A 23470-nucleotide genomic window follows, 5' to 3' on the forward strand; every position below is an offset into this window, starting at 1 on the left:
ACCCTTTGGGGAGCTCTGTTAGAGTTACCCTTTTATAGCCACTGATAAAAAAGATAATTTTCTTCTAATCTATGCTTGACTTTTCATAGCTGGTCTCCTACATTAACGCGATAGTTCATAAACATTATAAACCGTGCTGAATAATGGTTTCCAATCTTTAAATCCGAGTGTAGTGCAGACTCTCTTTAAAATATCTTCCTGATCATACGTATCGCACACATATAGAATCATATGATCCTTGTTTGTATTAATTCTACTTGCAAGTGATTCTATGTTGTCTGGCGATTCCACGAATACAATGCCCATATGCTCTAGCTCCAGAGCATTCTGCACCATCATATACCAGTCCGTCGTAATATAGAGACATGTATCACCTTCATACTCCTGTATGATATTTACATGATCCTTATATTCTGGATAGAGATACTGTACATTCTTTCCATCAACTCCGTATACAACAGTCACACTTGCAAATATCAGCATGATAGCAAATACTATTTTTTCCGGAATCCAATAATGTAGTATCTCATAAATCATGAATGTTGCAATTAGTGCAATCACAGGATATATTCCAAACAAATATCGAGCTGATAAATATGGTGCAATTTTTGAAACAAGCACAAAATAGCAAACTGTCATGAAAAGCATACAAAGAATAGATATCCATCTCTTCTTTTCTTCATTCACAGTATCTGCCGTTTTAGAATCCAATTGTTCTGACTTATCATGCTTCTTTTTTCTCCCCGAAGCGGTGAAGGTCACACCACCTCCGATCAAGAGAATCAGCAGCAAAATATTTATAGAATTTGCAAATAATCCTTGGCCTATAATCTTCCAAAATGTCTTTGCATGACTGAAGAGATCCGAAACGCTAAAGAGGTTCTGAACTGCTTCACTACCCCTCTGATCAGAGAATAGCTTATAGAAGGCTATAGGGAAGGTCAGCTCTACCAAAAGTAGACTCGCAATCATAGACACACAATATTTCAGTAAATCTGCTATGCGCTTATTAAAAAGAAGATAGAAAAAATAAAACGCAGATGTAAAAAACGCTACAAGGAAAAAGTAGTAATGTGTCATAAAGCCTAAATAGGCTACAACGATTAATAACAAATAGTCCTTCCCGGGCATCTTGTTATCCATAATCCACTTTGCATGAAGATCCATGAGTGCCATAACCCATACAGTCAACAGCACGTACATACGGATATATACAACATTACTAATCGCACCTGCGCTGAATCCATAAACGATTACAGGGATCAAAGCTACCCATTCGTTTCTGAAAAGGCGCTTCGCTAATGTAAATAGTATGAGCATCGATATCGCAAAGTATACAATATTTGGCACAATGCCATACCACTTACTAAATGTGTTCGGGAAGAACGACGAAACTGTATGAAGCCCCATATAAAACAGTGGAGGATGGAAGTCATTGGCCTGATTATAAAACACTGAGCCATACGCAAAACGTTGGTTTGGGAGTACAGTCAAATAGTCACGAAAATAGCTCCCAGTTTCCCATCCTCTAGTAAATCCGCCATTTGAAAACACGTGTGGATGATAGTAACTGTTGGCCAAACCATAAGACCATAATTCATCTACAAAATATCCCTGCTTCGCATTCCCATAATAAAACATGCAAAGCAATTGAAGCACTAAAATCAAAATGAATACCCATATTGCAACTTTACTATGCTTACCTTTCACTTCAAACACTCCACATTAATAATTTATCTTCTCTTGCGTCGTAACAGTTCATGCACTTCTGTTACAACATTAGTATAGCACTACAGATTCCATAGGCGAATGAGGGTAGCCTCAAACTCCCCTAGTTAGCCAATGGGTGGCTGAACTGTTACATTTTAGGTGCTGATTTCTTCTCGAAACACTGATTCCAATTTTGCTGGACTGGCACCTCCAGCGCAACGGAATAATCAGTATTCCAAGTAATAATCTAGAAAATTCTTCATACTATTATATATCTAGATACCCCTTCCAAAACTCTACCGAAGTCATCTTATCTTTATTTTCACGATACTTTTCTACTACTGCTGCGCTTGTATTTTTATACTTCAATAAAACACTCTTATACCGTTTACTTAATTTCCGATATTTATCTTTACTTAGCACTCGCATACATCCAGTCTTCAAATCAGGGTTCACAGCCAAAAGATTTTTATGCCAGAAATTATGTTCAGGGGAATAGGACCAGTCATATGCCACAATTCCAGGTTCCTCTTTTAATACGCTTTCAAAGCAAAATCGATGTCCATTATATGTGATACGATATAACCATTTACGCAAAAAGTTTCTTGGCGGATCCTGATATACCTCATTTAGCTCTATATCTAAATCAGGAAATTCTCGAAGATCGACCATTTTCTCATTCTTCTTGCTTTTCTCCTTCATGATCTGCTCCCCCAGATCCTGCATTATATACTCCGGGCCTTTTAAGAAATCCTCTATTGCATCCAAAATCAGTTCGGCTCCATTATAATCCAAAGAAAGCATACGGGCTCGAAAAAGTTTCGTCATACGATTCATGAAATTCACCTTTGGGCAAACTCCACTTACAGCCTGCAAAATGAGGCTATTTCTATGAACCTGATATAACTCCATAGAAGCATTAAACTTATACGTGAATCCCATATGCCAGATGCAAATACCATTCATAGTAATAAATTTGGCATGATTTCGGAGGCTAAATTCCACATCATCTCCACGAATAAATAACGGAAGCGGAAGACCATTTTTCTTAATCATCTGCATTGGAATGCAACAGAACCACCAGCCTGCATACATATACTGGCGATCCAAATACTCCTTATCGCATTCCAATATATCTCTCAAAAATATATGATCCAGTCTGTTTTTCTGTGGTCCATAGGAACCATTTGAATGCACAAATCCAACGTCCTCATGTTGAATACTCATATCTTCATAACAGAGCATGGCTCCACTGACAAAATATTCGTCAAATTCCGGCTTTAACATTCTCAATAGATAAAACATACGGCGAATGCTTTCAGGCAAAATAATAACATCATCATCCATAAGAAGTACATGCGTTATACTCTCTGGCTGCTCCATTGACTCAATCATGCCACGCGCAAAGCCTCCAGAACCGCCTACATTCTTATTTGGATGAATCTTAATCTTACCGGAATTCCATTGTTCAGGAATTAACGTTCTTCCATTATCAATCACATGAATCCATAAATGATCTTTAATTTCATCATCACTATCCAGTAAATCCTTTTGTAATAGTTTTAAATTTGACTGAATAAACTTTTCTTTCTTAAAGGTTGTTGTTGCAATAGAAAGGTTCACTGTTCTCTGATTTTCGTCAGAAAACGCCCCCTCAAACCACCCCTCAAACAGTTCACAATCTGAGTCAGTTTCAATTTCAAATGCTAATAATGCACTTTCCGATTCAGGATAATACATTACAATTTCGTTAGGCTCATCATAAGTAAATATCTTTTCAGCTAAAACTGTCTTGACTGGATTATGCACATTCAAAGTATACCCGACAAGGCGTACGCAGCATTTTCCCCGCAGGTTCAAATGAAGTTTCACCTCTTGAATATCTGTATATTTCTTCCATTTATGCAATGAGAAAGAGTTTAAATATGACATAAAATCCACTACATGATATTTCGGTATGCACAATACCCCCTGTTCTTTATCATACCGCATTCTTTCACCACGATAAAATAAACTCCACTGGGTTTCAAATTTGTCCCCCTCTGGAAACAGCAGATTTTGTAATTTTAAATATATTCGTTTATCATTCATATTATCCTATATCCTTCCATATCAAATTATTCCTGACATACATTCATACTCTAGAAGACAGTTTTCTCATAAACCATCCTCAAATGTCATTTGCATTGCCAAAGAGAACATGCATCATTCTCTCTCAAACCTTAAATACTCTTCTGCAATTATTTCTACCGCACCTATATCCTTTATAACTCCTCTATCCAACCACAGGGCCTTCTCACATACATTTCTCACAGAATCCATATTATGAGATACATACAATAATGTTGTTCCTGCATTTCGCATATCTGTCATGCGCTTCTCACATTTTTGTTGAAACGCATAATCACCGACTGCAAGTACCTCATCGCAGATAAGGATGTCCGGCCGTACCACTGTGGCAATCGCAAAGCCGAGACGCGCCGCCATACCGGACGAATAGTTTTTAATCGGCATATCCAGAAAGTCTCGTAGCTCTGCGAAGTCGACGATTTCATCAAAATGCTCTTCCATGAACTTATGGTTATAACCTAAGACTGCGCCGTTTAAAAAGATATTCTCTCTGGCAGTCAGTTCCCCGTCAAATCCTGCACCTAATTCGATGAGTGGTGCAATTGAACCATTCACCGTCACAGTTCCTTTGTACGGTTTCAGAATACCGGAAATCAGCTTCAGCATCGTAGACTTGCCAGAGCCATTGGTGCCAACCAGACCCCAGGCCTCTCCTTTTTTCACTTCGAAGCTTACATCCTTTAATGCAAGAAATTCCTGAAACATGAGTTTCCCCTGAACAAGCTTCACAAAATACTCTTTCAGGTTGTCTATGCGTTCTGTAGCCATGTTAAAGCGAACCGTCGCATGATCCACCTTTACTGCAATATCTGTATCCACGTAAATCTCCTTTAGTCGATGTTAAATATAAAGAATGAATTTGTCCTGTGATTTAAAGAAAACCCAGGTGCCTAGAACAAGCATGGTCAGTGCTACTACAAACCCATACAGAACCAGCCGAGGATCCGGGCAGGCTCCATCCAGAACGATCATGCGGAACTGCTGAATATAACTATAGAGCGGGTTTAGGTGCTTTATTCCTCTCTGAAGCCATACCGGCAGTTGCTGAATCGGATAGAAGATCGGCGTCAAATACATCCATGCGGTGATAACCGCAGACCAGATGTACTGAATATCTCTGAAGAAAACCGTTGTGGCAGAGAGGAACATACCCATGCCCAGACAGAAGATATACACTTGTAACAGAATTACCGGAACAAAAAGAATCCACGGCGTGATTATCACATGACAGAATATGAAGACGATCAGCATAGCGCCAAGTGAGAAGAGCATATTCACGCATGAACTTGTAACTGTTGATAGGGTGAATACATATTTTGGTACATAGACCTTTTTAAGAAGTGATGCGTTTCCCAGAATAGCCCACATCGATTTATTCGTTGCCTCTGAGAAAAAGTTAAAAATCGTCTGGCCGATGATCAGATATACCGGATAGTTCGCAATATCAAAACGGAACATATGTGAAAACACCAGTACCATGATGCACATGATAAGCAGTGGATTCAATATGCTCCAGATATACCCTAAGAATGATCTTCTATATTTTAATTTGATGTCCTTCGATACAAGTTCATGGAATAAATCTTTGTACCCAAAGAAGGTACGTATTCTCTCTTTCATTTTCTCCATTAATCTATGCTTCTCCTTGTTGTTAAATATATAGATTATATCATATACGCTCTAATTTTACTTTATCTTCCTGTATTTCATGAAGCTCCTGAGTGCATAATGCATCCAGTTTTTGAATGCCGAAGACACGCTAAGCCCAATATGACGATACGCCCGGAATGTCATGGCAGCAGCTTTCAATTTGTTTCCAGATCTAGAGGACTTCATGACGCGATAAATCAGTAATGGTTCATCCAGACCATAGGCTTCTATCTTTTCTTTTTTCAGAATCGTAAGCCAGGTCACGAAGTCTTCATGTACTTGATCCGAGCATGGCATCGGATATTTCAGCATCAGCTTTCGCCTGATCATGACCGATGAACACGATACCACATTCTGTTTTAACAAATCTTCGAAGTCTACATGTTCCGGGACATGAAGTACAGAAGATAAAGGCAATCCATTTTCATCAATGAATGATGATCCGGCAAACAGAAAGTCATGCTTTCTCTCCGGCGCATCTTTATCTAACTGCTTCTTCAATTTCAGTTGCTTTTCGAGTTTATCCGGTGCCCACAGATCATCGCTGTCCAGAAATGCGATCCAGTCGCCAGAAGCCATCCTAACTCCAGTATTACGCGCATGGGATACGCCTTTATTCCCCGGCAAATTCATCAGATGAATCCTGGAATCTTTCGCTGCATATGATTCTACGATTTCAGCTGTACGATCCGAACTGCAATCATTCATCACCAGCACTTCAAAGTCTGCATACGTTTGTGCACAGACGGAGTCCAGGGTTTTCGCTATATACTTTTCAGAGTTGTAGCTGGGAATAATTACCGAAACCATCTCACCTTACCTAAATCAGACATACAAAAATTTATACCAGAAAGCAAAACTCCTACGTTATCACATTTCCAAACGATTGCGTTATCAATTACTGGATTTCAACGCATCTTCAAATCCATCATCGACGCCCTCTGCCGCATCCGAAGTAAAAATTACCTGTATGGTTTTCATCAGAATTTCAATATCCAGAGAAATACGGTAATTCTGAATATACATCAGATCCAGCTTCAGCTTATCATACGCAGTCGTATTATACTTTCCATACACCTGCGCATATCCTGTAAGACCAGCCTTGACCTTCAGCCGGTATGCAAATTCCGGAATCGCCTCTTCGTACTTCGCAGCAATCGCCGGGCGCTCCGGGCGAGGTCCCACCAGCGACATATCGCCCTTCAGAATATTGAAAAACTGAGGAATCTCATCCAGACGTGTTGCACGAATGAAATGACCGACCTTTGTAATTCGATCATCATCCTTCTGTGAAAGGCGTTCCTTTCCATCCTGCTCCGCGTTTTCCTTCATACTGCGGAACTTGTAAATATAGAAGCTTTTTCGGCCATATGTAAGCCGCTCCTGCTTATAAAATACACTTCCATGATCCTCCAGCTTGATAGCGATGGCAACAAGCAGCATGATCGGCGACGATATAGTCAGGAGAATCAGTGAAATGATGATATCCATCAGTCGTTTCATCACTTTACTCTCTATCGTCAGGCCTTCATTTCTCGCCATCAGCATCGGAGTATCAAACATATGCTGGCTTTCACTGGACCGTATGATAATATCCGATATTTTAGGTGATACATACGTGCGGATATTCCGAGCATAGCAGTACTTCAGAATATCATTTCGGCTTTTTGCACAGATATCACAGATGACCACACCTTCATACTGCGGAATCATCTCAATCACGCGCTCTATTCCTTCATCGATTGAAACAAGTCCACTGACTGTAAATCGATCGGTACGATTCGCAATTTTCCGAATCAGGCTGGCTGCCGGCCGATCACCATACACCATCAGTACCCTACGTGGCGGATAAGCTCTCAGATAAATCTTGTTGCAGGCCCATGCCCATGGAATAGAGAAGATCATCTGCACAAGTGTCATAAGCATAAGCGGCAGCGCATTTTCCAGATGCTTCGTCAGCAGGATAATCATGACATATGCACCCATATTTGTAATGATTGCTCCCACCGTCTGGGCAAATATGATATTAAACACACGTATATATCCGTTTTTCCAGCCGTTATAAATTCGTACCACCAGATACATCGCGATCACATAGACCGCCATGATCAGATAATGGCCTTTACGCCAGAACATTCGCTCCATCCGCAGATTATAGTACTTCGACCAGGTCAGCCAGAAGGCCACTCCATAGATGGTTAAAAGCATAATGCAGAACAACCCCCTCAGGAGTCTTCTATATTGACTTCGATTATCCAAATTCATTTCTCGTTTCTATATGATTTTTCAAGCATCAAGCTTGAGATATTTTCTCCAGAATGCTGCATTCTGCATGGTCTGGATCTTACAGCGATATTCTCGCTGTGCCTTTCTGTATTGTGTAGCAATCAGTAAATATGTCCTTCCAATCGTACATAGTACGCCCATAAGTTCACGCCAGCTCTTATGAACCACAATGCCTGTCTGCGAATCCGGATCAAACAGAATAACATTCTTTTTCCGAAAAAGAGCATATGGGTGAATCCCCATCGGATACGCATACACTTTATCACGCTGTGACGGCAGGAGCCATCCATTTACTGTAATCTGATATTTCCATTTATTCTTTACGATATATTTCTGATATACATCCGAAATATTCTCAGGCTTTTGATAATTCTTAATTTCGTTTTTCAGGCCATCATCTGCCGTCAAATCATCTATCGGCAGCATTTTGTAGCCAGCATCCATCAATTCGCGATTCTTTTCCTGCGGATTTAGATTCTTCAAATATTCTGGACCTCTGCAGAAATCTCTGACCGCCATGTAGGTCATATTCACATCCTTATAACGGAAGCGAAGTGTATTCGCCATGAACCGTTTGAAAATATACCTCTTCATGAAGCGAAGATTACCATCCTGAAAATAAACTGCATTTGTCAGCATGATATTTCGTATATCATAGTAGGATAAGCTTGATGCACGCTTATTCTCGAACACGGAATGCCATACATTGATGCCATTCAGCGTCATGACACCATTCCGGTTTCGCAGTCCATACTCCACGTCATCCATATGAAGGAAGAATGGAATCGGCATGTTATCTTCACTCACGACAGATAGCGGATAGCAGGCATACCACCATGCTGCATAATCCCCCTGACGTAGTTCTTCATTTTTCATGACATGGGCAAATGTCCGTAGATCCATCCCCTGATTCGTCACAATCGGATCACCACCAGCCCAGTTTGCTGCCACCTCATGTAAGGTATAGCGACGATCAAGGCGCAGCATTGCCCCCGCTACACTCGACTGTTTATACCGATCACGCGCAAAAGAAAGAATCCCATAGGTACGTACCAGTGCATCTGGATTCAGCACGATATCATCATCCATAAAAATCATATGCGTAAGATGCAGTTCTTCTTTCTTCTTTTGGATTTCAAGAATTCCTCGTGTAAAGCCACCGGTTCCACCCGCGTTCATATTCGGATAAACATGGATATGCTCATCCTCCAGCTTCGCTGCATCCAGTGACTGCCCGTTATCGCTGATAAAAACATGAATCTTATCATGCAAAGGAGATTCAGGATTCGTCAGAATCGCGTCTTTCAGCACGCCGATATTATGATATACGAACTCTTCTCTTTTATATGTACAAATATCAAGCGCAAGTGACACTTCCTGTTCAGGCGCATCTTTCGTATAAAAATATCCAGACTTTATCGGCATTACAGAACTGTCATCGATATTACGGACCGCAAAGTAAATAAATCTGCTAGTCTTTCCATACTCTATAGGGATGTCAACAGATTCTGCCTGTGGCATTCCGATATCCACTGAAGAAAGGATGCCATACTCATCATGAATTTCTATATGAACAGCTGAAGCACATGATAAATGAAGCCGAATATCCTGCACTGTCGTGTATGTTCTCCACTTTTCAAGTGAAAATGCGTTAAAATATGTATCAAGAAAAAATGTTCTATCGCTCACATGATAGAACATAGACGTATCACTGCATATCTGCTTATCTGGCTGCAGAAGATTCTGCAATATCATTGTTCATTCTCCGTTTTTTCTGCTTCGCTATGTCATTCGCTATAATCCCATCTAGGGTATACTTAAATGACTGCCAAGATGTAACATAATCTTTATATAAGTCTTTTTTTACTAAGGTATAGTATGCTGCATACAAAATGGATAGTGGAAGCCCAAGCATATAGCGATTTGTTATCCCCCGCTTATAGAAGAAGTCTCGATCAAAGCCATTAAACCAGGTTGATTCGGTCTGCGCCACTGTACCTATACTTTTCGGAACATAATACGCTTTCAGCCCCGCTTTTATACAGTCTCTCAGAAACTTGACCTCTTCGCCTCCGCCATTTCCGGTTCCGGCACCCATATCTTCATCAAATCGAATCCTACTCTCTATTATAGATTCTCTGCGGAATGTTATCTGCCATGACGCGATGCGCATCACGGTCCATTTCGTAAGGCGCTGCGTTTCCTGTTTCAAGCGACTCGGCTGATTCAAAATGCGGAAGCATATAATATCTGCATCTGGCAGTTTCCGATACGCATCTAAAATCGTATCTCTATAATCAAAATCCAGTTTCTCATCATCATCACATAATAGACAGACATCTCCTTCTGCATGCTGAATCGCAAGGTTTCGGCTGACAGAAAGACCTTTCGAATCCGTCGTCAACATCCTTCTTCTATGCCCATCGTTAACCTCTAAAGACATCTGTTCGATTCGACGATGAGTATCAGCAGCTCGACTATGGCTACCAGGGCATTGATTAATCATAATCGCATCTGTATATATCCCAGTCACATCGAACATCTGCATAGTTTCCTGATTCAAGCAGGAAATAAGCACCTCTAAATTCATAAAAATCCCTCTTAGTAAATACTAAGAGAGATTCTAACACAAATCATATTATATGAATAGATATACGCTCATCTCGTGGTTACAATAATATCAAAGCACCGCATTATGCCAATTTTCAAAAATGGTTAATTTGTTGCCGAAGTCGATTCTTCTGCGTCAGAGCTTTCCTCATTCGTCATCTGCTCTAGTGCTTCTTTTACAACGTCTCCATCTACACTTGGATCCAGAGGAATCTCTCCTCCAGCAGGAATGGTCTCATCATAGAGTGTTTCGCCGCCACTGGTCACTTTATATGTGTAACTATAGATATCATACACAGAACCAAACTGTGTATCGTCCGCTTTCTTCAGACGAAAATCCTGAATATACGCATTATTTGCAATCTGCTTCGTCACATCAGAGAGAAGTACCAGAACAGCCTCATCACTGATTCCCTGATGAACATCTATTTTAACTTCTATCGTTTTCTGTTCGTTATCACCATCAATCTCTAAATCGTTGATAAACGGAAAAACATCTGTCTTTCGAGAAAAGACATCGATAACATCATTATTCAGCTGAACAAAGTCCATATCATATGGGGCGTCCGCTGCCATCGTCGTCATATTCGGCGCTTCTACCGGTGCCTTATAACTAGGCTTGCATGAAGCCATCGACACAGCAGAAATAATCATCACTCCAAGAATCAGCATTTTTTTCATATATTTCATAGGTCACTCTCCTCTTCTCACATAGAGTCACTGCATTTCCGTATATTTTAACCATCATGCAGCTTCACTATCGCATTAATTTAAATAATATAACGACGCTAATCATACCATCAATATACAAAAATGCAAAGTCGATTCACAATTTCTTCATGAATCAATAATTGTCGTACGTCTAAAAGCGAACCGTCCCAAACTTCGTCTCAACGCATGTAGAATAAGATTCGCTTTAAGTCAATACAAAAAGAACGTTTGGAGATTTCTCGGGTCTCCAAACTTATTGAGGGTCTGCGTTTTTGAGGGTTTGGTTTGAGGGGCTAACTTGAGGGGCTGGTTTGAGGGGCCAGTTTGAGGGTTTAGTTTGAGGGGCTGTACTCATATAAGTAGACATAAGAGATTTGAGTTCTCATAACAAACCTATAAAGAGAATCTTTTCGGAAACGCTCGGTGCCAGCCGAGCGTTTTCTATTTCATGTATAAAACCGCCCTACTTCCGGATTGATCCGGTTGTAAGACGGCTTTATTTGAGGATTGTCCTCAGCGCCTCTCTTCCATTACGATAAGTCTGCCAAATATTATACTGAAGGAGGTACTATGAACAGTATAGCAGACTTACTGGGTCTCGAAGATCCAAACATTTCCATTTCTGACATCCAAATCGAAGGGCAAACAAAAACGCTCACAGTAGAGACGAGGCCATCGTGCACCTTCTGCCCTGAGTGCGGTTATCGTATGCATTCCCGTGGCGTAAAAGTCAGATCTATTTCTCACCCTATTTTCCAGGATGGTTACGCGCTCAAGATCAAGTTGAAGCAGCGCCGCTGGAAATGCACGAATCCTGACTGTAAATACGACATTCAGGAAACCTTCAAATTCGTCGATAAGAATCGACGGCGCACGAATGCTTCTGACCTGCTTATCATCGAAGCCTTTCGTGATCTGAGTCAGACATCTGTCGATATCGCCAAGCGCTTTCACACGACGGACACCTATGTCAATGAAGTCTTCGATCGATACATCAAGCTTGATCGTTTACCTCTGACCGATATCATCTCCGTAGATGAAGTTCATACGGAAATCCTTGATTCCTCTGACTACTCCTTAATCATTCAGGATTTTTATACAGGAGATCCGATCGATGTTTTGATAAGTCGGCGACAAAAGGATACTGAACCTTACTTTGCCGCCATCCCTATTGAAGAACGGCTCAAAGTGAGATATCTCATCTCGGACATGTACAATCCTTACATTCAGTTCGTTGATAAATACTTCCCGAATGCAACACCTGTAGTCGATTCGTTTCATGTCGTGCAGTGGATAATCCATCACATCGAAATGTTTATCAGAAAGCAAATCAAGCAGTTTAAAGAAAGGGATAAAAACGAATTCCTGCGAAAGCATCCAGAAATCAACTATACGCTTGACCGTCCCAGAATTCCTTTATCTGATGAGGTCTATATCCTGCAAAAGTATCGCTGGCTCATTCTTTCGAATCAGAACAACATAACCTATCATGTTGATCTTCGCCGGGACACACACTTTGGTCGCATGATGAATACTTATTCGTATGAAGACTACTTATTTCGGTACGTTCCACGGTTACGCACACTACGCGATTTAAAGGAGATGTACATATCATTCAATATCAGGAATGCAGGTGATCCAGTAAATGCAGCCAAAGAACTCGACGAACTTATCGCGCATTACCGTAACTGTGGTGATTCCATCTTTAAGGATTTCGCTGGAACTTTATACCGATACCGGAATCCGATCATCACATCGTTTGTGATGGTAGAAAAATGCGGTCCTGGTGGTATTTACGATGCACGTTTATCCAATGGTCCAATCGAATCGCTAAACAGAAAAGTAAAAGATTTAAAACGGGCCGGTCGCGGTTATCGGAACTTCGAGCATTTCCGTAACCGTTTTTTATTTTCTACAAGAAACCGACCGGTACTTAACGGCATATCTGATTCACGTCAGGTGCAGTATTTTGATGAGGAGGATTTTGACTGATGAAAACCATTGACATTTCGATAGATGATTTGCGTTCGCTACTTGATGAATTAAGAGAACTGGAGCAACTTTCCATGGAGCTGAGTTCTGAAAATGACTACTTGCATGGCTTTGTAACTTATAAGAAGTTAAATGCCGAATTCAATCATTTCAGAGAGAACGCTCATCAAACAAACATGATTGATGGCGAAGAGATGCCGTTTCCAATCTGGACTTTATAACAGCCCCTCAAACTGGCCCCTCAAACCAGCCCCTCAAACCAAACCCTCAAACTAGACCCTCAAAAACTCCATTAAAATAAGGGGCAGACCCTCAAGTCCGCCCCTCAACAAGATCGACAAACCCTCAAAAAGTTTGATGATCCGATTTCTCTCCAAACGTTCTCTACTGATTTAAGAAAGCGTAATTAGAAAAGGTCCTTGTTCCAAGTATTTTCCTTAGTGGTGCCGTCTTCATTCTTGGTGCTTCTCATATCGTCGTATGTCTCCTTATCTGGAGCACAGTTAACGATCTTACCATCCTTATTAGTTCTCCAGTACTGGTCATTCTCATCCTTTACAGTCTTGGAAGTAACCTTAGTACCAGAAGCATTTACAAGGTAGAGGTCGTGGTTTGCGTTAAGCTCAGCAACGATATCATTGTAGTTTGTGTACATAGCAACTGGGGTCTCACCCTCAACCTTAACAGCTGCATAGTTGTTGTCATCGTCGCTTGATGGCTTAAGGATCATACCATTGATGAGGTACTTCTTGATATCCTTGTTGTACTTAGTGTAAGCCTTACCGTTCTTCTTATCGAAGTAGAACTGATATGTGCCATCATCAAGCTCGATGTTCTGGTAACCGAACTTCATAGCGCCATCCTTAGCCTCATCGTTAGAGAAGAATGCGATGTCGCCGAATGTGGTGTTGATCCACTGATCACGAGAATACTTATCCCAATCAGCTACAGTACCCTCATAGTCCTTAGCGTCAGCAGAAATCTTTACAAAGCCCTTCTTCATGCGGCCGATCTCATCAAAAGCGTACTTCTTACCGTTGATCTTCTTGATCTGATCAACAACAAGCTTACCGCTCTTGTCTGCATAGAACCAACGATACTCATCGTCCTCGTTGTCAGAAAGGTCCATGTCCTCAGCCGGAATAGCATAAACCCACTGATTCTTTCTGGTAGAACCATCGCCATTCAGGTAAGAAACAGATGCCTTAGCTGAATCGAAGCCACTGTTCATATCAGACCATGTAGACTTAGTAGTATCATAGTAAGCCCACTCGTCAATCATGTGACCATCAGCTGCGAATACATAGTAAACGCCGTTGATCTTCTTACGCTTAGTGGCCTTTACTCCATCGCTACCAAAGTAGAACCAGTAGTTCTCAGTATCATCATCATCCTCTACAGCGATCTGAGCCCAGCCAGTCTGTGCATGACCATCATTCCAGCCGCTGAAGTAGTATTCAGCTTCCTTCCAACGATCCTCAGTAGTATCATCCTGAATCTGATAGTTATCCTCGTCAACCCAGCCATAGAGCATGTGGCCTTCCTCGTTGAAAGCATACTTGAGGCCGTTGATGGTCTTAAGCTTGTTCTTGGAAAGCTTAGTGGAATCAGTGGTGTAAGCCTTACCATCGTTTCCGAAGTAGTACCACCAGTACTCAGCATCAAGATCAGTAGCGTCGTCGTCCATAGCTACAGCCTTCCAGGTGTTCTTTACCATAGCGCCGTACTGGTCAACGTAGTAGTACTTGGTCTTGCCATTGTTGCTGGAAGTATCCTCGATCAGCTTATCGGTAGCCATAACTCCGTCGCTGTCAAGATAGAACCAATTTCCGTTTGCGGACTTCCACTCGTCAACAACCTCTGTGCCATCGTTGTTCAGGTATCTCCAAGCGCCTGTTGAGTTATCCCAACCTGCTGCCATAGAAACGGCTGAAAAACCAAGAGCAAGAAGTGCTGCAGTTGAAAGTGTTGCCATTACCTTTGTCTGCTTCTTCATAATAAATGCACTCTCCTTTTTTTCTTTTCGAGCCTGTAGGCTCAGTTACGGTGAGATTATACCTCTAAGCGTGCTACCTTGCAAGTCCTTTTCTTACGAGGTTCCGCGGAGGAAGTACTTGCTTCGTACTCTCTCATCATTTACGAGGTTATCTTACTGCGATTCGATCAGAATGTATATAACAGAGTCATTACTAATTCTTACGAATTTCTTAATGACTATCTTTCGTACTTCTTAATCAAATCTTAATAATTAACCTATGTCTGCGATTATACATGTTTTTCACAGGATTGCAAGCACTTTTTATCACATGTTGGGTGAAGGCACGCCGAGATACATGTGCACATCGCCATCCTTCAGGGAGCGGTTATCCTTAACTCCGAGGGCGTCCATCCATGCTCGGGTCGTCAGGGTAGCCCATGGGCCGCTGCCGATGCCGCCGCCGTTATCGTCATTCCAGAGCCAGGCAGGTGTCGGCCAGAGGCAGGTGCTCGGTGCGATCAGTGCATAGGCGTCCTGATCTACGCCCTGCTGCCCGTGGTGTGCCATCTGTACGATATCGGATTTCAGTTCGGCTGCGGTGCAGGTTTTCATCAGGTCTTTTCCGCCGTCGTAGGCGAGATCGCCGAGGATCAGGATAGACTGGCCGCTCACACAGATCTTATAGACCATACTGCTGTTGTTTACACCGTTATAGGTATATACGCCACGGTTGTTTAATACCCGGATATTTACATCATCGATGCTGATTTCTGTGCCACGGCCGATATTATGCGTCACGGTACCGACCGGAAGCTTCATAAAGGCGCTCAAGAGCTGATCTGCGATGCCCGCTCCCGTCGGGGAAACCTGGCGATACCAGTCCGGCGTTGCCAGTGAGCAGTAGATCTTTTCGATTTTGATTTTTCGGGCGGTATCATTCAGAATCGCGCAGAGTGCGCCGACATGATCCTCGTGCGGATGCGTGATGAGCCATGCATCTACCTTTCCGCCCTGCTGCAGGATAAGTGATGACAGTTTATCTGCATCCGCTTCCCAGCCGCCATCGATGACGATGAGCTTTCCGTGTGGGCTCCTGATGACGATGCTTAGATTCTGCGCACCTGTTGTGCTTCCCAGCATCCACAGTTCACCCACACCACTTGCCCCGGACGAAGCCGTAGTGGATATCGTCGATGTCGACGATGTCTGTGCGTTATACGCTCCTGGTATAAGTGATGTTCGGGATGTCGTCGTATCGATAATCGGTGCGGCCTGTACTGGAATCATACTGTTCATCGTACATATCATGAGCAGCAGGCAGACAGCCATCACTCGAGAGATGCAGCTGCTTTTCCTATTTAAGGTCTTCAGAGAATTCAAGTTAAATTTCATAGCTTCTTTTCCGTTTTCACTATTCCTGTTTTCTATTCCTATTTTCTGTTTTCTATTTTCGTTTTTCCATTTCTGTTTTCCCATCCGCTGATTCCCTTGCGATGCTGATTCCCATATAGAGAAGCATCATCAGAATCGGGGTCGTGATCGGAATGGCGATATTGACGACCGCCTGAACCGCATACGCGAGCACTGCGAATCCGCAGGCGATGGCAAACATATTCTTCGGTTTTTTAAACATCTGTCGAAGGCCGGTCGTCAGTATACCAAGATACGTAAGCGTGCCTAGAATCCCGATGGTGGTAATATACTCTATATACTCGTTATGTGCCGAATCGAAGTAACCATAGCCTGCTGCCTGCATAAGCTTCTTAAAGCGATCCATCGTGATGATGTAGTAGGTATCCGGTCCATATCCGATCAGCTTTTTCAAAAGACCTGCATCGTTCACAAAATAGTCGCAGGCCAGGCGCCAGTTCAGTCCTCGACCGGTTCCCCAGCTGTCGCTGAACATCAGGATATTGTGATACGGTGCCCAGATGTCTGCATGGTTTCCGCTGTTTGCATCGATCAGGATTCCCAGCGTTACGGCCACACCGAGTACAACAAGCAGTGTCCAGATCCGTCTCGCACGCTTCGCAATCTGATTTTCCTGTAGCGCTTTCTTCGGTCGGAAGAAATAAACCATCATGATGGTGAAGGCCCAGAGCAGGACAACCAACACGAGAAATGGTTTGGTTTTTCCCAGGGTCACCAGTACACTTCCACCATCGCAGTCTGCCATCGTCGCACGGCCGACAGTCAGCTGTGCCGTGACCGCAACACTCGTAGCAAAGCTGCTGAGCGCGATAAAGTATCGTGCGATGGCCTTCGTATCCGTCCATGCAACAAACGGAAGGAAAGCAAAAACAGCGGCCGCTGCGAGGAGTCCGTTATCGCTGATGCCCATTACCATCGCGAAGGACGAAATCATAAGCGGAATCCAGCAAAGAAGGGCTTCCTTCGTTTCCTTCGAAAGAACAAACATCGCTGCAGAAGCGCCGAGATGCAGGGCAAGCATATTGGTGTAGGTGTTGATGTTTCCAACGCTCGATACGAAGGTATAAATATACCGTGGATCCGTTCCGTCATGAAAATGGAAGAGGTCCAGAAGAAAGAAATCGGTGAAGCCCCAGATTTCAGGAAGGCATTCCAGGGCGAGATAAGCGTAAAGATGCCATTTCTTAAAGTGATAAAATCTGGTTACCAGCCAATAGGCTATAAAGAACATCAACCAGAGAATCAATCCGTTAAAACGCCCCTCATTTCCCCAGAGTGCTTCATACTGGTAGTCCGCGAAAATCACCGACAGGGTCATGATAAAGATCAGGGCGATGAAGCAGATGTCGGTCTTCGTGAGCTTCCTCTTCAGGACGTTCCACTTCAGATTCTCTCTCAGCTTCGCGGTGAGGGCACCGCCATTACGACGCTTATCGGAAATCAGATAGAGGATGCCCAGCACGAGAAAGAGGATGCCGTAGATGAGGGTCGGGATCCAGTAGAGCTGGAAGCGGAATTTCAGGATATCAAAGTACTTATCGTGGGTTGCGAGTGGGAAGATGCAGAGATAGAAAAGCACGTAGATGGTCATCAGGGTGCTGGTGATGCGGCTGAAGTGCTTGTTAATGCGAGCGCTTTCAGGATCATCCTGCTGGTTCACTGCTGCTCTGGCCGCTTCAGCTTCTTTCACTGCCGCTACATCCTTCACTGCTTTCTCTGTGTTTCCTGCTTTCTTTTGCTTGCTCATGGAGAAGCTCCTTTATTTCTTAATATGACATAATCCGGCTGTTCGCGTAGCGTACAGCCGGATTGTTTTACATGCCAGGGCCTTCGATCAGGTCGTCTGAGCTGTTCGAGCCAGGGCCGCCAGGGATGATCTCGGCGGAACTGCTTGTTTCGGTTTTGTGTGAGCCGGAGCCTGGGCCAGCGGTGCTTGTGTTGTTCATGCTGGAGCTGGAGCCTGGGCCGGCGGTGCTGCTGTTATGATTCGAGCTGGAGCCGCCCGGGCCGTCGTAGCTGTTCTCCGGGGTCTTGCCCGGCTCTTCGATGGTTTCCTTCTGGCTCTCCTTCGTCTCCGAGCTGTTGTCCTTCTTCGACTCCTTCGTCTCGTCCTTCGAGTTTTCCTTCGTTTCCTTCTGGTTTTCCTTGGTTTCCTTCGTCGGACCTTCGATGATCTCGCCCTCGTCGGTCTCAGATTCCTTGGTTTCGCCTTCCTTCGTTTCCTTCGTCTCGTCGGACTTCGTCGTTTCCGTGTCGGCCTTGATCTTATTGCCTTCGGCATCCGTCTCGTAGATGTACTTGCCGTTCTTGTCGACGCCCTTGATCAGGTAGCCGTTCTTGTCGGTCTTCGGGACCTTGACGACATTGCCGTCCGCGTCGGTTTCGGATTCCCTCGTTTCGTCGGCCTTCGTCTTCTCGATTTCGTCCTCGTCGGACTTCGTGAACTTCTTATCCGACTCCTCCGTCTCCTTATGGCTCGCATAGTAGCCGGAGTCGTCCGAGATTTTCTGGGAGTAGCGCTTCACCGCATCCGATACGGTGTAGTTCTCATCCGCGAAGAGGATGCTGTGGAGCCAGACAACATTGGACTCGAGTGTCGCTGGGATGACGCAGGCGCCCTTCTTCCCCATCATCTGATCCTTCAGATCCTTCGGGAAGCCGACGGACTCGCGGATATTGTAGCGGGAGATGCCCTTCGCGAGCTCGATGATGTCGGCGGTGTCGATGTTGAAGGCCACCTGTGGGAGCACGGTGTCGATGATCTTCGTGAGGGTCGCGAGGTCGGTCTTCTTCGCGAGGTCGAGGCACTGCGAGATGACTTCACGCTGACGCTTCGTACGCTCGAAATCGCTGTCCATGTAGCGGAGGCGGGCGTAGGCCACGGCCTGGACGCCGTTCAGGTGCTGCGGGCCGGCCTTCTTGATGTACATGGCGGCCGGGTTCTGTGCGCTGATGCCGGACTTCAGGCAGGTTTCGTGAATGTAGGCATTCATATAGTAGAAAGCTGCCTTCGAGACGTCGATGTCCACGCCGCCGAGGAGGTCGATGACGTCCGCCACGGCCTTCCAGTTGAAGGTGACGTAATTCTCGATGTCGAGGTCGAGGTTTTTATTCAGCATCGCGACGGCCTGCTCCGGTCCGCCCTCGGCGTAGGCGGCGTTACTCTTCGAGTAGCGGTCACCCTTTCCGATGTTCAGGTAGGTGTCACGGTAGACGGAGGTCAGGGTGATATCACCAGTGCCCATGTTGACGTTCGCGATGATCTGTACGTCGGCGTTCGCGCCCTTGCCGACGTCGCCGTTACGGGAGTCGACGCCGAAGACAGCGACGGTCCAGTAGCCGGACATCTTCTGCTTCTGGGAGATGTCGATGTTGTCGTTTCGCACCTTGCTGACGTCAAAGGCGACGTCGGCGGTCATGTGCATGTAGCGGAAGACGAAGCCGAAGCCGAAGATGCAGATGAGGGTCAGGAGCTCGACGATCACCATGGTGATGATGCGGGTGCGGCGGGCCTTCTTCTTTTTGTCGCGCATGCGGCGCTCGTAGTCGGCGTCGAACTGTCCCTCGCCGATGCTGTTCAGCTGGCGGACGCCCGGCTGGGCCTCCTGCGGCTTCACTGGCGTCGTGCGACGCGGACGGGCGTCGGATCTGGATGCCGGTCGTGCACCAGTGGTGCCGATCGTCGGGCGGGTGCCCGGGGTGTCGGACGGGCGGGTGCCGGTAGCTGAGCGAGCGTCCGATACCCCGGCAGCTCCTGCGCCGGTCATGCCAGCCGCTGTGCGGGCATCCGGTGAGTGCGGGGTACGGGCTGTGCCATCTGCAGCTCTGGCTGCTCTTCGCTCCGCTTCCATCTCTGAAAGATATGGGTTGCTGCGACGAGCTGTCGCCGCGTCACCGCTCTGCGGGTTCATGGCCTTATCCATGAGCCGGCCGGCCATCTGCTTATCATTTACGATTCGATCTTCGAGTGCGCGCTGTTCGGCTTCTGCCTCTGCCTGCGTGTGCGGGCGGCGCGTTTCCTTGCCACTGTCAAGTGCCATTCGTTTATCCTCATACTGCGGGTTGCAGCTACTTTTCAAAAAAACTTAGACGATTTTACCATACTTGCCCCGCTTCAGCAATTTTTACTTAATATGCATTTTTGTTTACGAATCCTTTAAAAATCGTGAGGAACAGGATTTTTACGTCGAGGGACATGGTCCAGTTCTCGATGTACCAGATGTCGTACTTCACGCGCTCGTAGATCGAGGTGTCGCCGCGGAGGCCGTTGACCTGGGCCCAGCCGGTCATGCCTGGGCGGACCTGATGCTTGATCATGTAGCGTGGGATTTCCTCCTTAAACATCTCGACGAACTGGGTACGCTCCGGGCGCGGGCCGATGAGGGACATCTGGCCGGCGAGGACGTTGAAGAACTGCGGGAACTCGTCGATGGAGGTTTTCCGAATGAAGCGACCGACGCGGGTGACGCGCGGGTCGCCCGGGACGGTCCAGCCCTTCTTTTCGTCTGCTTCGGTCTGCTGCACCATGGAGCGGAACTTATACATCATAAACGGCTTGTTATGAAGGCCGACGCGCTCCTGCTTGAAGATGATCGGGCCCGGCGAGGTGAGCTTGATGAGGGTCGCGACGACGAGCATGATTGGGCTGAAGAGGATGATGCCGACGAGGGCACCGCAGATGTCGACGGCGCGCTTTGCGGTGGCCTTGACCGGGTCGGTGAGCGGGACGTTCCGGATGTTGATGACCGGGAGGCCGTCCATGTCTTCGGTGACCGGCTTCGAGTGGATGATGTTGTTATAGTCCGGGATGAACTTCGTGTGGACGCCGGACTTCTCGCAGACGTGGACGATCCCGTCGAGCTTCGCATAGGCTGCGAGCGGCAGAGTGATCGCGATTTCGTCGATGGTGTTCTGCGCGAGGATGTGCTCGAGCTCGGAGATGCGGCCGACGACGCGAACGCCCTTGTAGCCTTCGCCGACTTCGGCGATGTCGTCGACGATGCCGTAGATGTGGTAGCCCCAGTCCGGGTTGCGGCGGCAGGCGTCGATGAACTGGTCGGAGGCGTCCGAGAAGCCGACGAGCATGACGTGCTTCTGGTTGAAGCCCTTCCGGCGGAGGCGCGAGAGGATGTAGCGGATGCCGAAGCGTTCGATCGTCGTCAGGGTGATGTCGATGATGGAGAACGCGACGAGCATACGGGTCGAGAAGTTGCCGAAGTATCCGGAGCGTCGGAACGCGAAGAGGATCGAGGTCAGCAGCATGAGGCCGACGGCGCAGGCCTGGCAGATGTGCCAGAGCTCGGCGCGCTTTGAGTGGGTGCGCTTCGGCTCGTACAGGTGGAACGCCCAGTAGAGAAGGAGGTACGCCGGTACGATCGGAATGAGCGCAGCGAAATAGACCTGCGGCGGCAGTACGCCGTGGCCCGCCGGGAAGATCGGTGCGACGATCGTCAGGAGCCATGCGAGAGCGTAGGACGCGCAGATGATGAGGACGTCCAGAAGGACGTGAAGATTATTTAAAAAACGCTGGTTATCTTTAATCATACTGGGAGTATACTCTATTTTTCTGAAAAACCTAGAGCAAGGATGTTAGAAATTTCTTAGGATTTCGAGATGATCGTAACATTTTCGATAAGACGAAGCCCTCGTGATAGATCTGCTTTTGCGATTTTTCTTGTGGCTGGCGCTGCCGCGCGAGAATGGGTCGCGATTTCCGGCGAACTGCCGCGCGCGGCCCGGAAATTTTCAGTAGTGTAACGGGCGAAATAAGTGAAAATCCGCGCCACTATCCAATAGTGGGCGATTTTTCTAATAGTGGATATTTTCAATAGTTTTTATCATTTTCCTCCGGGAGCAAAACTATCTATGATTTCATAAAACGGCACTTATTGGATAGTTTTCAGCTGGCTGACGCTTTTCAAGAGGAAAATCATATCCACTATTTTTGAAATCGTTCAATATTAGATAGCGCCATCCGATTTAGATAATATTCCTTACAGGATAAGTTTGATGATTTATTCGATATCCTCCAAATCCTCCAGGAGCTCCGGAATATCTTTTTTCACGGTATCATATACGATTGATAATACGACATTGCCATATTCATGGACGATTCGGTTGCGAAGGCCTTTCATCGCCCGCCACGGAATCGTCGCATGCTGCTGCTTAAATTCCTCGCTTAATCGATCTGAATTCTCTGAAATCTGTATCAGACGAAACATCACGGAATCAACCAAAAGTTCGTTTTCCTCCAGTTCTCCCTGAGAGATATCTTTCGTATGTGCGATGATAAAGCGAAGGTCCGTGATAACCTTCTGGAGGTAATATTTGTTTGTTTTCTTGTTATCCATACACTTTAATACCATCCTTCAGTATTTCGTTTACGAGTTCAAGATTATCTTTTAGCTGTTCCAGATTCAGCAGGTCCACTTCTTTTTTTAAAGCCTCCCGCAGGTCTTCGACGAGTTCATAGAACTTCATGCCGGAAACCGTGGTCGAAATCAGCAGATCTACATCGCTTGTTTCCGTCGCTTTTCCCTTTGCGTAAGAGCCGAACAGATAGCAATAGTCTACATCATAGGCTGCGAAAATGTCGCGGCATACATCTTTTATTCTCTGGATACTTAAGATGCCATGGCTTTCATCGATGAATCCATACTGGTCCAGCTTCTGTATCATATAGACATATTTCGGCGTATTCTGCTTTTTTTCATCCGTTTCATAGTTCTGGTATGTACGAACCGGGATGCCCAGGTACTTCGCACACTCGACCTGGGTCAGTTTCTTTTGCTTCCTTAATGTTCTTAATTTCATTTCACTGCTCATAAATTCACTTTTCAGAAAAAAGTTAGCTGTTCTTGCTACCATAATTTTCATCGAATATACTGCTGTTTCGTTCATTATATCATCAAGCAAAGAAATACGCAGCAAAAATACGCAGTTATTGCGTTCTTATACTCATGCAAATATGCG

General features: G+C 45.2%; 18 protein-coding genes. 2 read left to right on the top strand and 16 right to left on the bottom strand.

All coding sequences use genetic code 11. The features are described from left to right. Window positions 1-102 precede the first annotated feature (102 nt). The 9 genes from ACK8P7_RS02250 to ACK8P7_RS02290 all read right to left on the bottom strand — a co-directional run bounded on the left by ACK8P7_RS02250 (window position 103) and on the right by ACK8P7_RS02290 (window position 11076). Complete coding sequence (locus ACK8P7_RS02250) at window positions 103-1719, bottom strand: hypothetical protein (protein WP_410042606.1); 1617 nt, start codon at window positions 1717-1719, stop codon at window positions 103-105. A 258-nt stretch (window positions 1720-1977) separates the two neighbouring features. Further along, window positions 1978-3801: a glycosyltransferase family 2 protein gene (locus tag ACK8P7_RS02255; RefSeq protein ID WP_410042607.1), complete on the bottom strand. Its 1824-nt coding sequence runs from the start codon at window positions 3799-3801 to the stop codon at window positions 1978-1980. Window positions 3802-3915: 114 nt separating this feature from the next. Beyond that, window positions 3916-4659, bottom strand: coding sequence for an ABC transporter ATP-binding protein (locus ACK8P7_RS02260; RefSeq protein WP_410042608.1), 744 nt, complete (start codon window positions 4657-4659; stop codon window positions 3916-3918). Window positions 4660-4680: 21 nt separating this feature from the next. Continuing rightward, on the bottom strand, window positions 4681-5469 hold the full coding sequence (locus tag ACK8P7_RS02265) for an ABC transporter permease (protein WP_410042609.1): 789 nt from the start codon (window positions 5467-5469) through the stop codon (window positions 4681-4683). A gap of 57 nt (window positions 5470-5526) precedes the next feature. Then, on the bottom strand, window positions 5527-6300 hold the full coding sequence (locus tag ACK8P7_RS02270; protein ID WP_410042610.1) for a glycosyltransferase family 2 protein: 774 nt from the start codon (window positions 6298-6300) through the stop codon (window positions 5527-5529). Between the two features lie 84 nt (window positions 6301-6384). Beyond that, a complete protein-coding gene (locus ACK8P7_RS02275; RefSeq protein WP_410042611.1) occupies window positions 6385-7698 on the bottom strand; it encodes a sugar transferase in 1314 nt (437 codons plus the stop codon). Window positions 7699-7776: 78 nt separating this feature from the next. Beyond that, window positions 7777-9531: a hypothetical protein gene (locus ACK8P7_RS02280; protein WP_410042612.1), complete on the bottom strand. Its 1755-nt coding sequence runs from the start codon at window positions 9529-9531 to the stop codon at window positions 7777-7779. Beyond that, the gene (locus tag ACK8P7_RS02285) at window positions 9500-10366 is read right to left on the bottom strand and encodes a glycosyltransferase (RefSeq protein WP_410042613.1); all 867 of its coding nucleotides are present in this window, start codon (window positions 10364-10366) and stop codon (window positions 9500-9502) included. Before ACK8P7_RS02285 ends, ACK8P7_RS02280 begins: the two co-directional genes overlap by 32 nt. Window positions 10367-10491: 125 nt before the next feature. After that, window positions 10492-11076, bottom strand: coding sequence for a hypothetical protein (locus tag ACK8P7_RS02290; RefSeq protein ID WP_410042614.1), 585 nt, complete (start codon window positions 11074-11076; stop codon window positions 10492-10494). Window positions 11077-11667: 591 nt separating this feature from the next. On the opposite strand from ACK8P7_RS02290, the gene ACK8P7_RS02295 reads away from it, so the two are divergent. Both ACK8P7_RS02295 and ACK8P7_RS02300 read left to right on the top strand, forming a co-directional pair. Then, window positions 11668-13089, top strand: coding sequence for an ISL3 family transposase (locus ACK8P7_RS02295; RefSeq protein ID WP_410042615.1), 1422 nt, complete (start codon window positions 11668-11670; stop codon window positions 13087-13089). Next, window positions 13089-13310 carry a hypothetical protein gene (locus ACK8P7_RS02300; RefSeq protein ID WP_410042616.1) on the top strand — a complete coding sequence of 74 codons (222 nt, stop codon included), beginning with the start codon at window positions 13089-13091 and terminating at the stop codon, window positions 13308-13310. The genes ACK8P7_RS02295 and ACK8P7_RS02300 overlap by 1 nt, the downstream gene beginning before the upstream one ends. 185 nt (window positions 13311-13495) lie before the next feature. On the opposite strand, the gene ACK8P7_RS02305 is transcribed toward ACK8P7_RS02300, so the two are convergent. The 7 genes from ACK8P7_RS02305 to ACK8P7_RS02335 all read right to left on the bottom strand — a co-directional run bounded on the left by ACK8P7_RS02305 (window position 13496) and on the right by ACK8P7_RS02335 (window position 23311). Further along, on the bottom strand, window positions 13496-15085 hold the full coding sequence (locus ACK8P7_RS02305) for a hypothetical protein (RefSeq protein ID WP_410042617.1): 1590 nt from the start codon (window positions 15083-15085) through the stop codon (window positions 13496-13498). A gap of 306 nt (window positions 15086-15391) precedes the next feature. Then, window positions 15392-16207, bottom strand: coding sequence for a ComEC/Rec2 family competence protein (locus ACK8P7_RS02310; protein ID WP_410042618.1), 816 nt, complete (start codon window positions 16205-16207; stop codon window positions 15392-15394). 304 nt (window positions 16208-16511) lie between these two features. Next, window positions 16512-18245, bottom strand: a complete 1734-nt coding sequence (locus tag ACK8P7_RS02315) for an O-antigen ligase family protein (RefSeq protein ID WP_410042619.1) — start codon at window positions 18243-18245, stop codon at window positions 16512-16514. A gap of 67 nt (window positions 18246-18312) precedes the next feature. Then, on the bottom strand, window positions 18313-20538 hold the full coding sequence (locus ACK8P7_RS02320; RefSeq protein ID WP_410042620.1) for an LCP family protein: 2226 nt from the start codon (window positions 20536-20538) through the stop codon (window positions 18313-18315). Between the two features lie 88 nt (window positions 20539-20626). After that, window positions 20627-22042 (bottom strand): undecaprenyl-phosphate glucose phosphotransferase, encoded by a 1416-nt coding sequence (locus ACK8P7_RS02325; protein WP_410042621.1) that lies wholly within the window; start codon window positions 22040-22042, stop codon window positions 20627-20629. 470 nt (window positions 22043-22512) lie between these two features. Further along, window positions 22513-22848, bottom strand: a complete 336-nt coding sequence (locus ACK8P7_RS02330) for a DUF86 domain-containing protein (protein WP_410042622.1) — start codon at window positions 22846-22848, stop codon at window positions 22513-22515. After that, a complete protein-coding gene (locus ACK8P7_RS02335) occupies window positions 22841-23311 on the bottom strand; it encodes a nucleotidyltransferase domain-containing protein (RefSeq protein ID WP_410042623.1) in 471 nt (156 codons plus the stop codon). The genes ACK8P7_RS02330 and ACK8P7_RS02335 overlap by 8 nt, the downstream gene beginning before the upstream one ends. Window positions 23312-23470 lie beyond the last annotated feature (159 nt).

The sequence above is a fragment of the Oribacterium sp. P9 genome (genome assembly GCF_046365365.1).
GTDB lineage: Bacteria > Bacillota > Clostridia > Lachnospirales > Lachnospiraceae > Oribacterium.

Bases quoted from the DNA above. Each gene is read 5' to 3' on its own strand.
- ACK8P7_RS02255 (WP_410042607.1), bottom strand. From the start codon at position 3,801: ATGAATGATAAACGAATATATTTAAAATTACAAAATCTGCTGTTTCCA.
- ACK8P7_RS02265 (WP_410042609.1), bottom strand. From the start codon at position 5,469: ATGGAGAAAATGAAAGAGAGAATACGTACCTTCTTTGGGTACAAAGAT.
- ACK8P7_RS02270 (WP_410042610.1), bottom strand. From the start codon at position 6,300: ATGGTTTCGGTAATTATTCCCAGCTACAACTCTGAAAAGTATATAGCG.
- ACK8P7_RS02275 (WP_410042611.1), bottom strand. From the start codon at position 7,698: ATGCTTTTAACCATCTATGGAGTGGCCTTCTGGCTGACCTGGTCGAAG.
- ACK8P7_RS02280 (WP_410042612.1), bottom strand. From the start codon at position 9,531: ATGATATTGCAGAATCTTCTGCAGCCAGATAAGCAGATATGCAGTGAT.
- ACK8P7_RS02285 (WP_410042613.1), bottom strand. From the start codon at position 10,366: ATGAATTTAGAGGTGCTTATTTCCTGCTTGAATCAGGAAACTATGCAG.
- ACK8P7_RS02290 (WP_410042614.1), bottom strand. From the start codon at position 11,076: ATGAAATATATGAAAAAAATGCTGATTCTTGGAGTGATGATTATTTCT.
- ACK8P7_RS02295 (WP_410042615.1), top strand. From the start codon at position 11,668: ATGAACAGTATAGCAGACTTACTGGGTCTCGAAGATCCAAACATTTCC.
- ACK8P7_RS02300 (WP_410042616.1), top strand. From the start codon at position 13,089: ATGAAAACCATTGACATTTCGATAGATGATTTGCGTTCGCTACTTGAT.
- ACK8P7_RS02305 (WP_410042617.1), bottom strand. From the start codon at position 15,085: ATGAAGAAGCAGACAAAGGTAATGGCAACACTTTCAACTGCAGCACTT.
- ACK8P7_RS02310 (WP_410042618.1), bottom strand. From the start codon at position 16,207: ATGCTGGGAAGCACAACAGGTGCGCAGAATCTAAGCATCGTCATCAGG.
- ACK8P7_RS02315 (WP_410042619.1), bottom strand. From the start codon at position 18,245: ATGAGCAAGCAAAAGAAAGCAGGAAACACAGAGAAAGCAGTGAAGGAT.
- ACK8P7_RS02320 (WP_410042620.1), bottom strand. From the start codon at position 20,538: ATGGCACTTGACAGTGGCAAGGAAACGCGCCGCCCGCACACGCAGGCA.
- ACK8P7_RS02325 (WP_410042621.1), bottom strand. From the start codon at position 22,042: ATGATTAAAGATAACCAGCGTTTTTTAAATAATCTTCACGTCCTTCTG.
- ACK8P7_RS02330 (WP_410042622.1), bottom strand. From the start codon at position 22,848: ATGGATAACAAGAAAACAAACAAATATTACCTCCAGAAGGTTATCACG.
- ACK8P7_RS02335 (WP_410042623.1), bottom strand. From the start codon at position 23,311: ATGAAATTAAGAACATTAAGGAAGCAAAAGAAACTGACCCAGGTCGAG.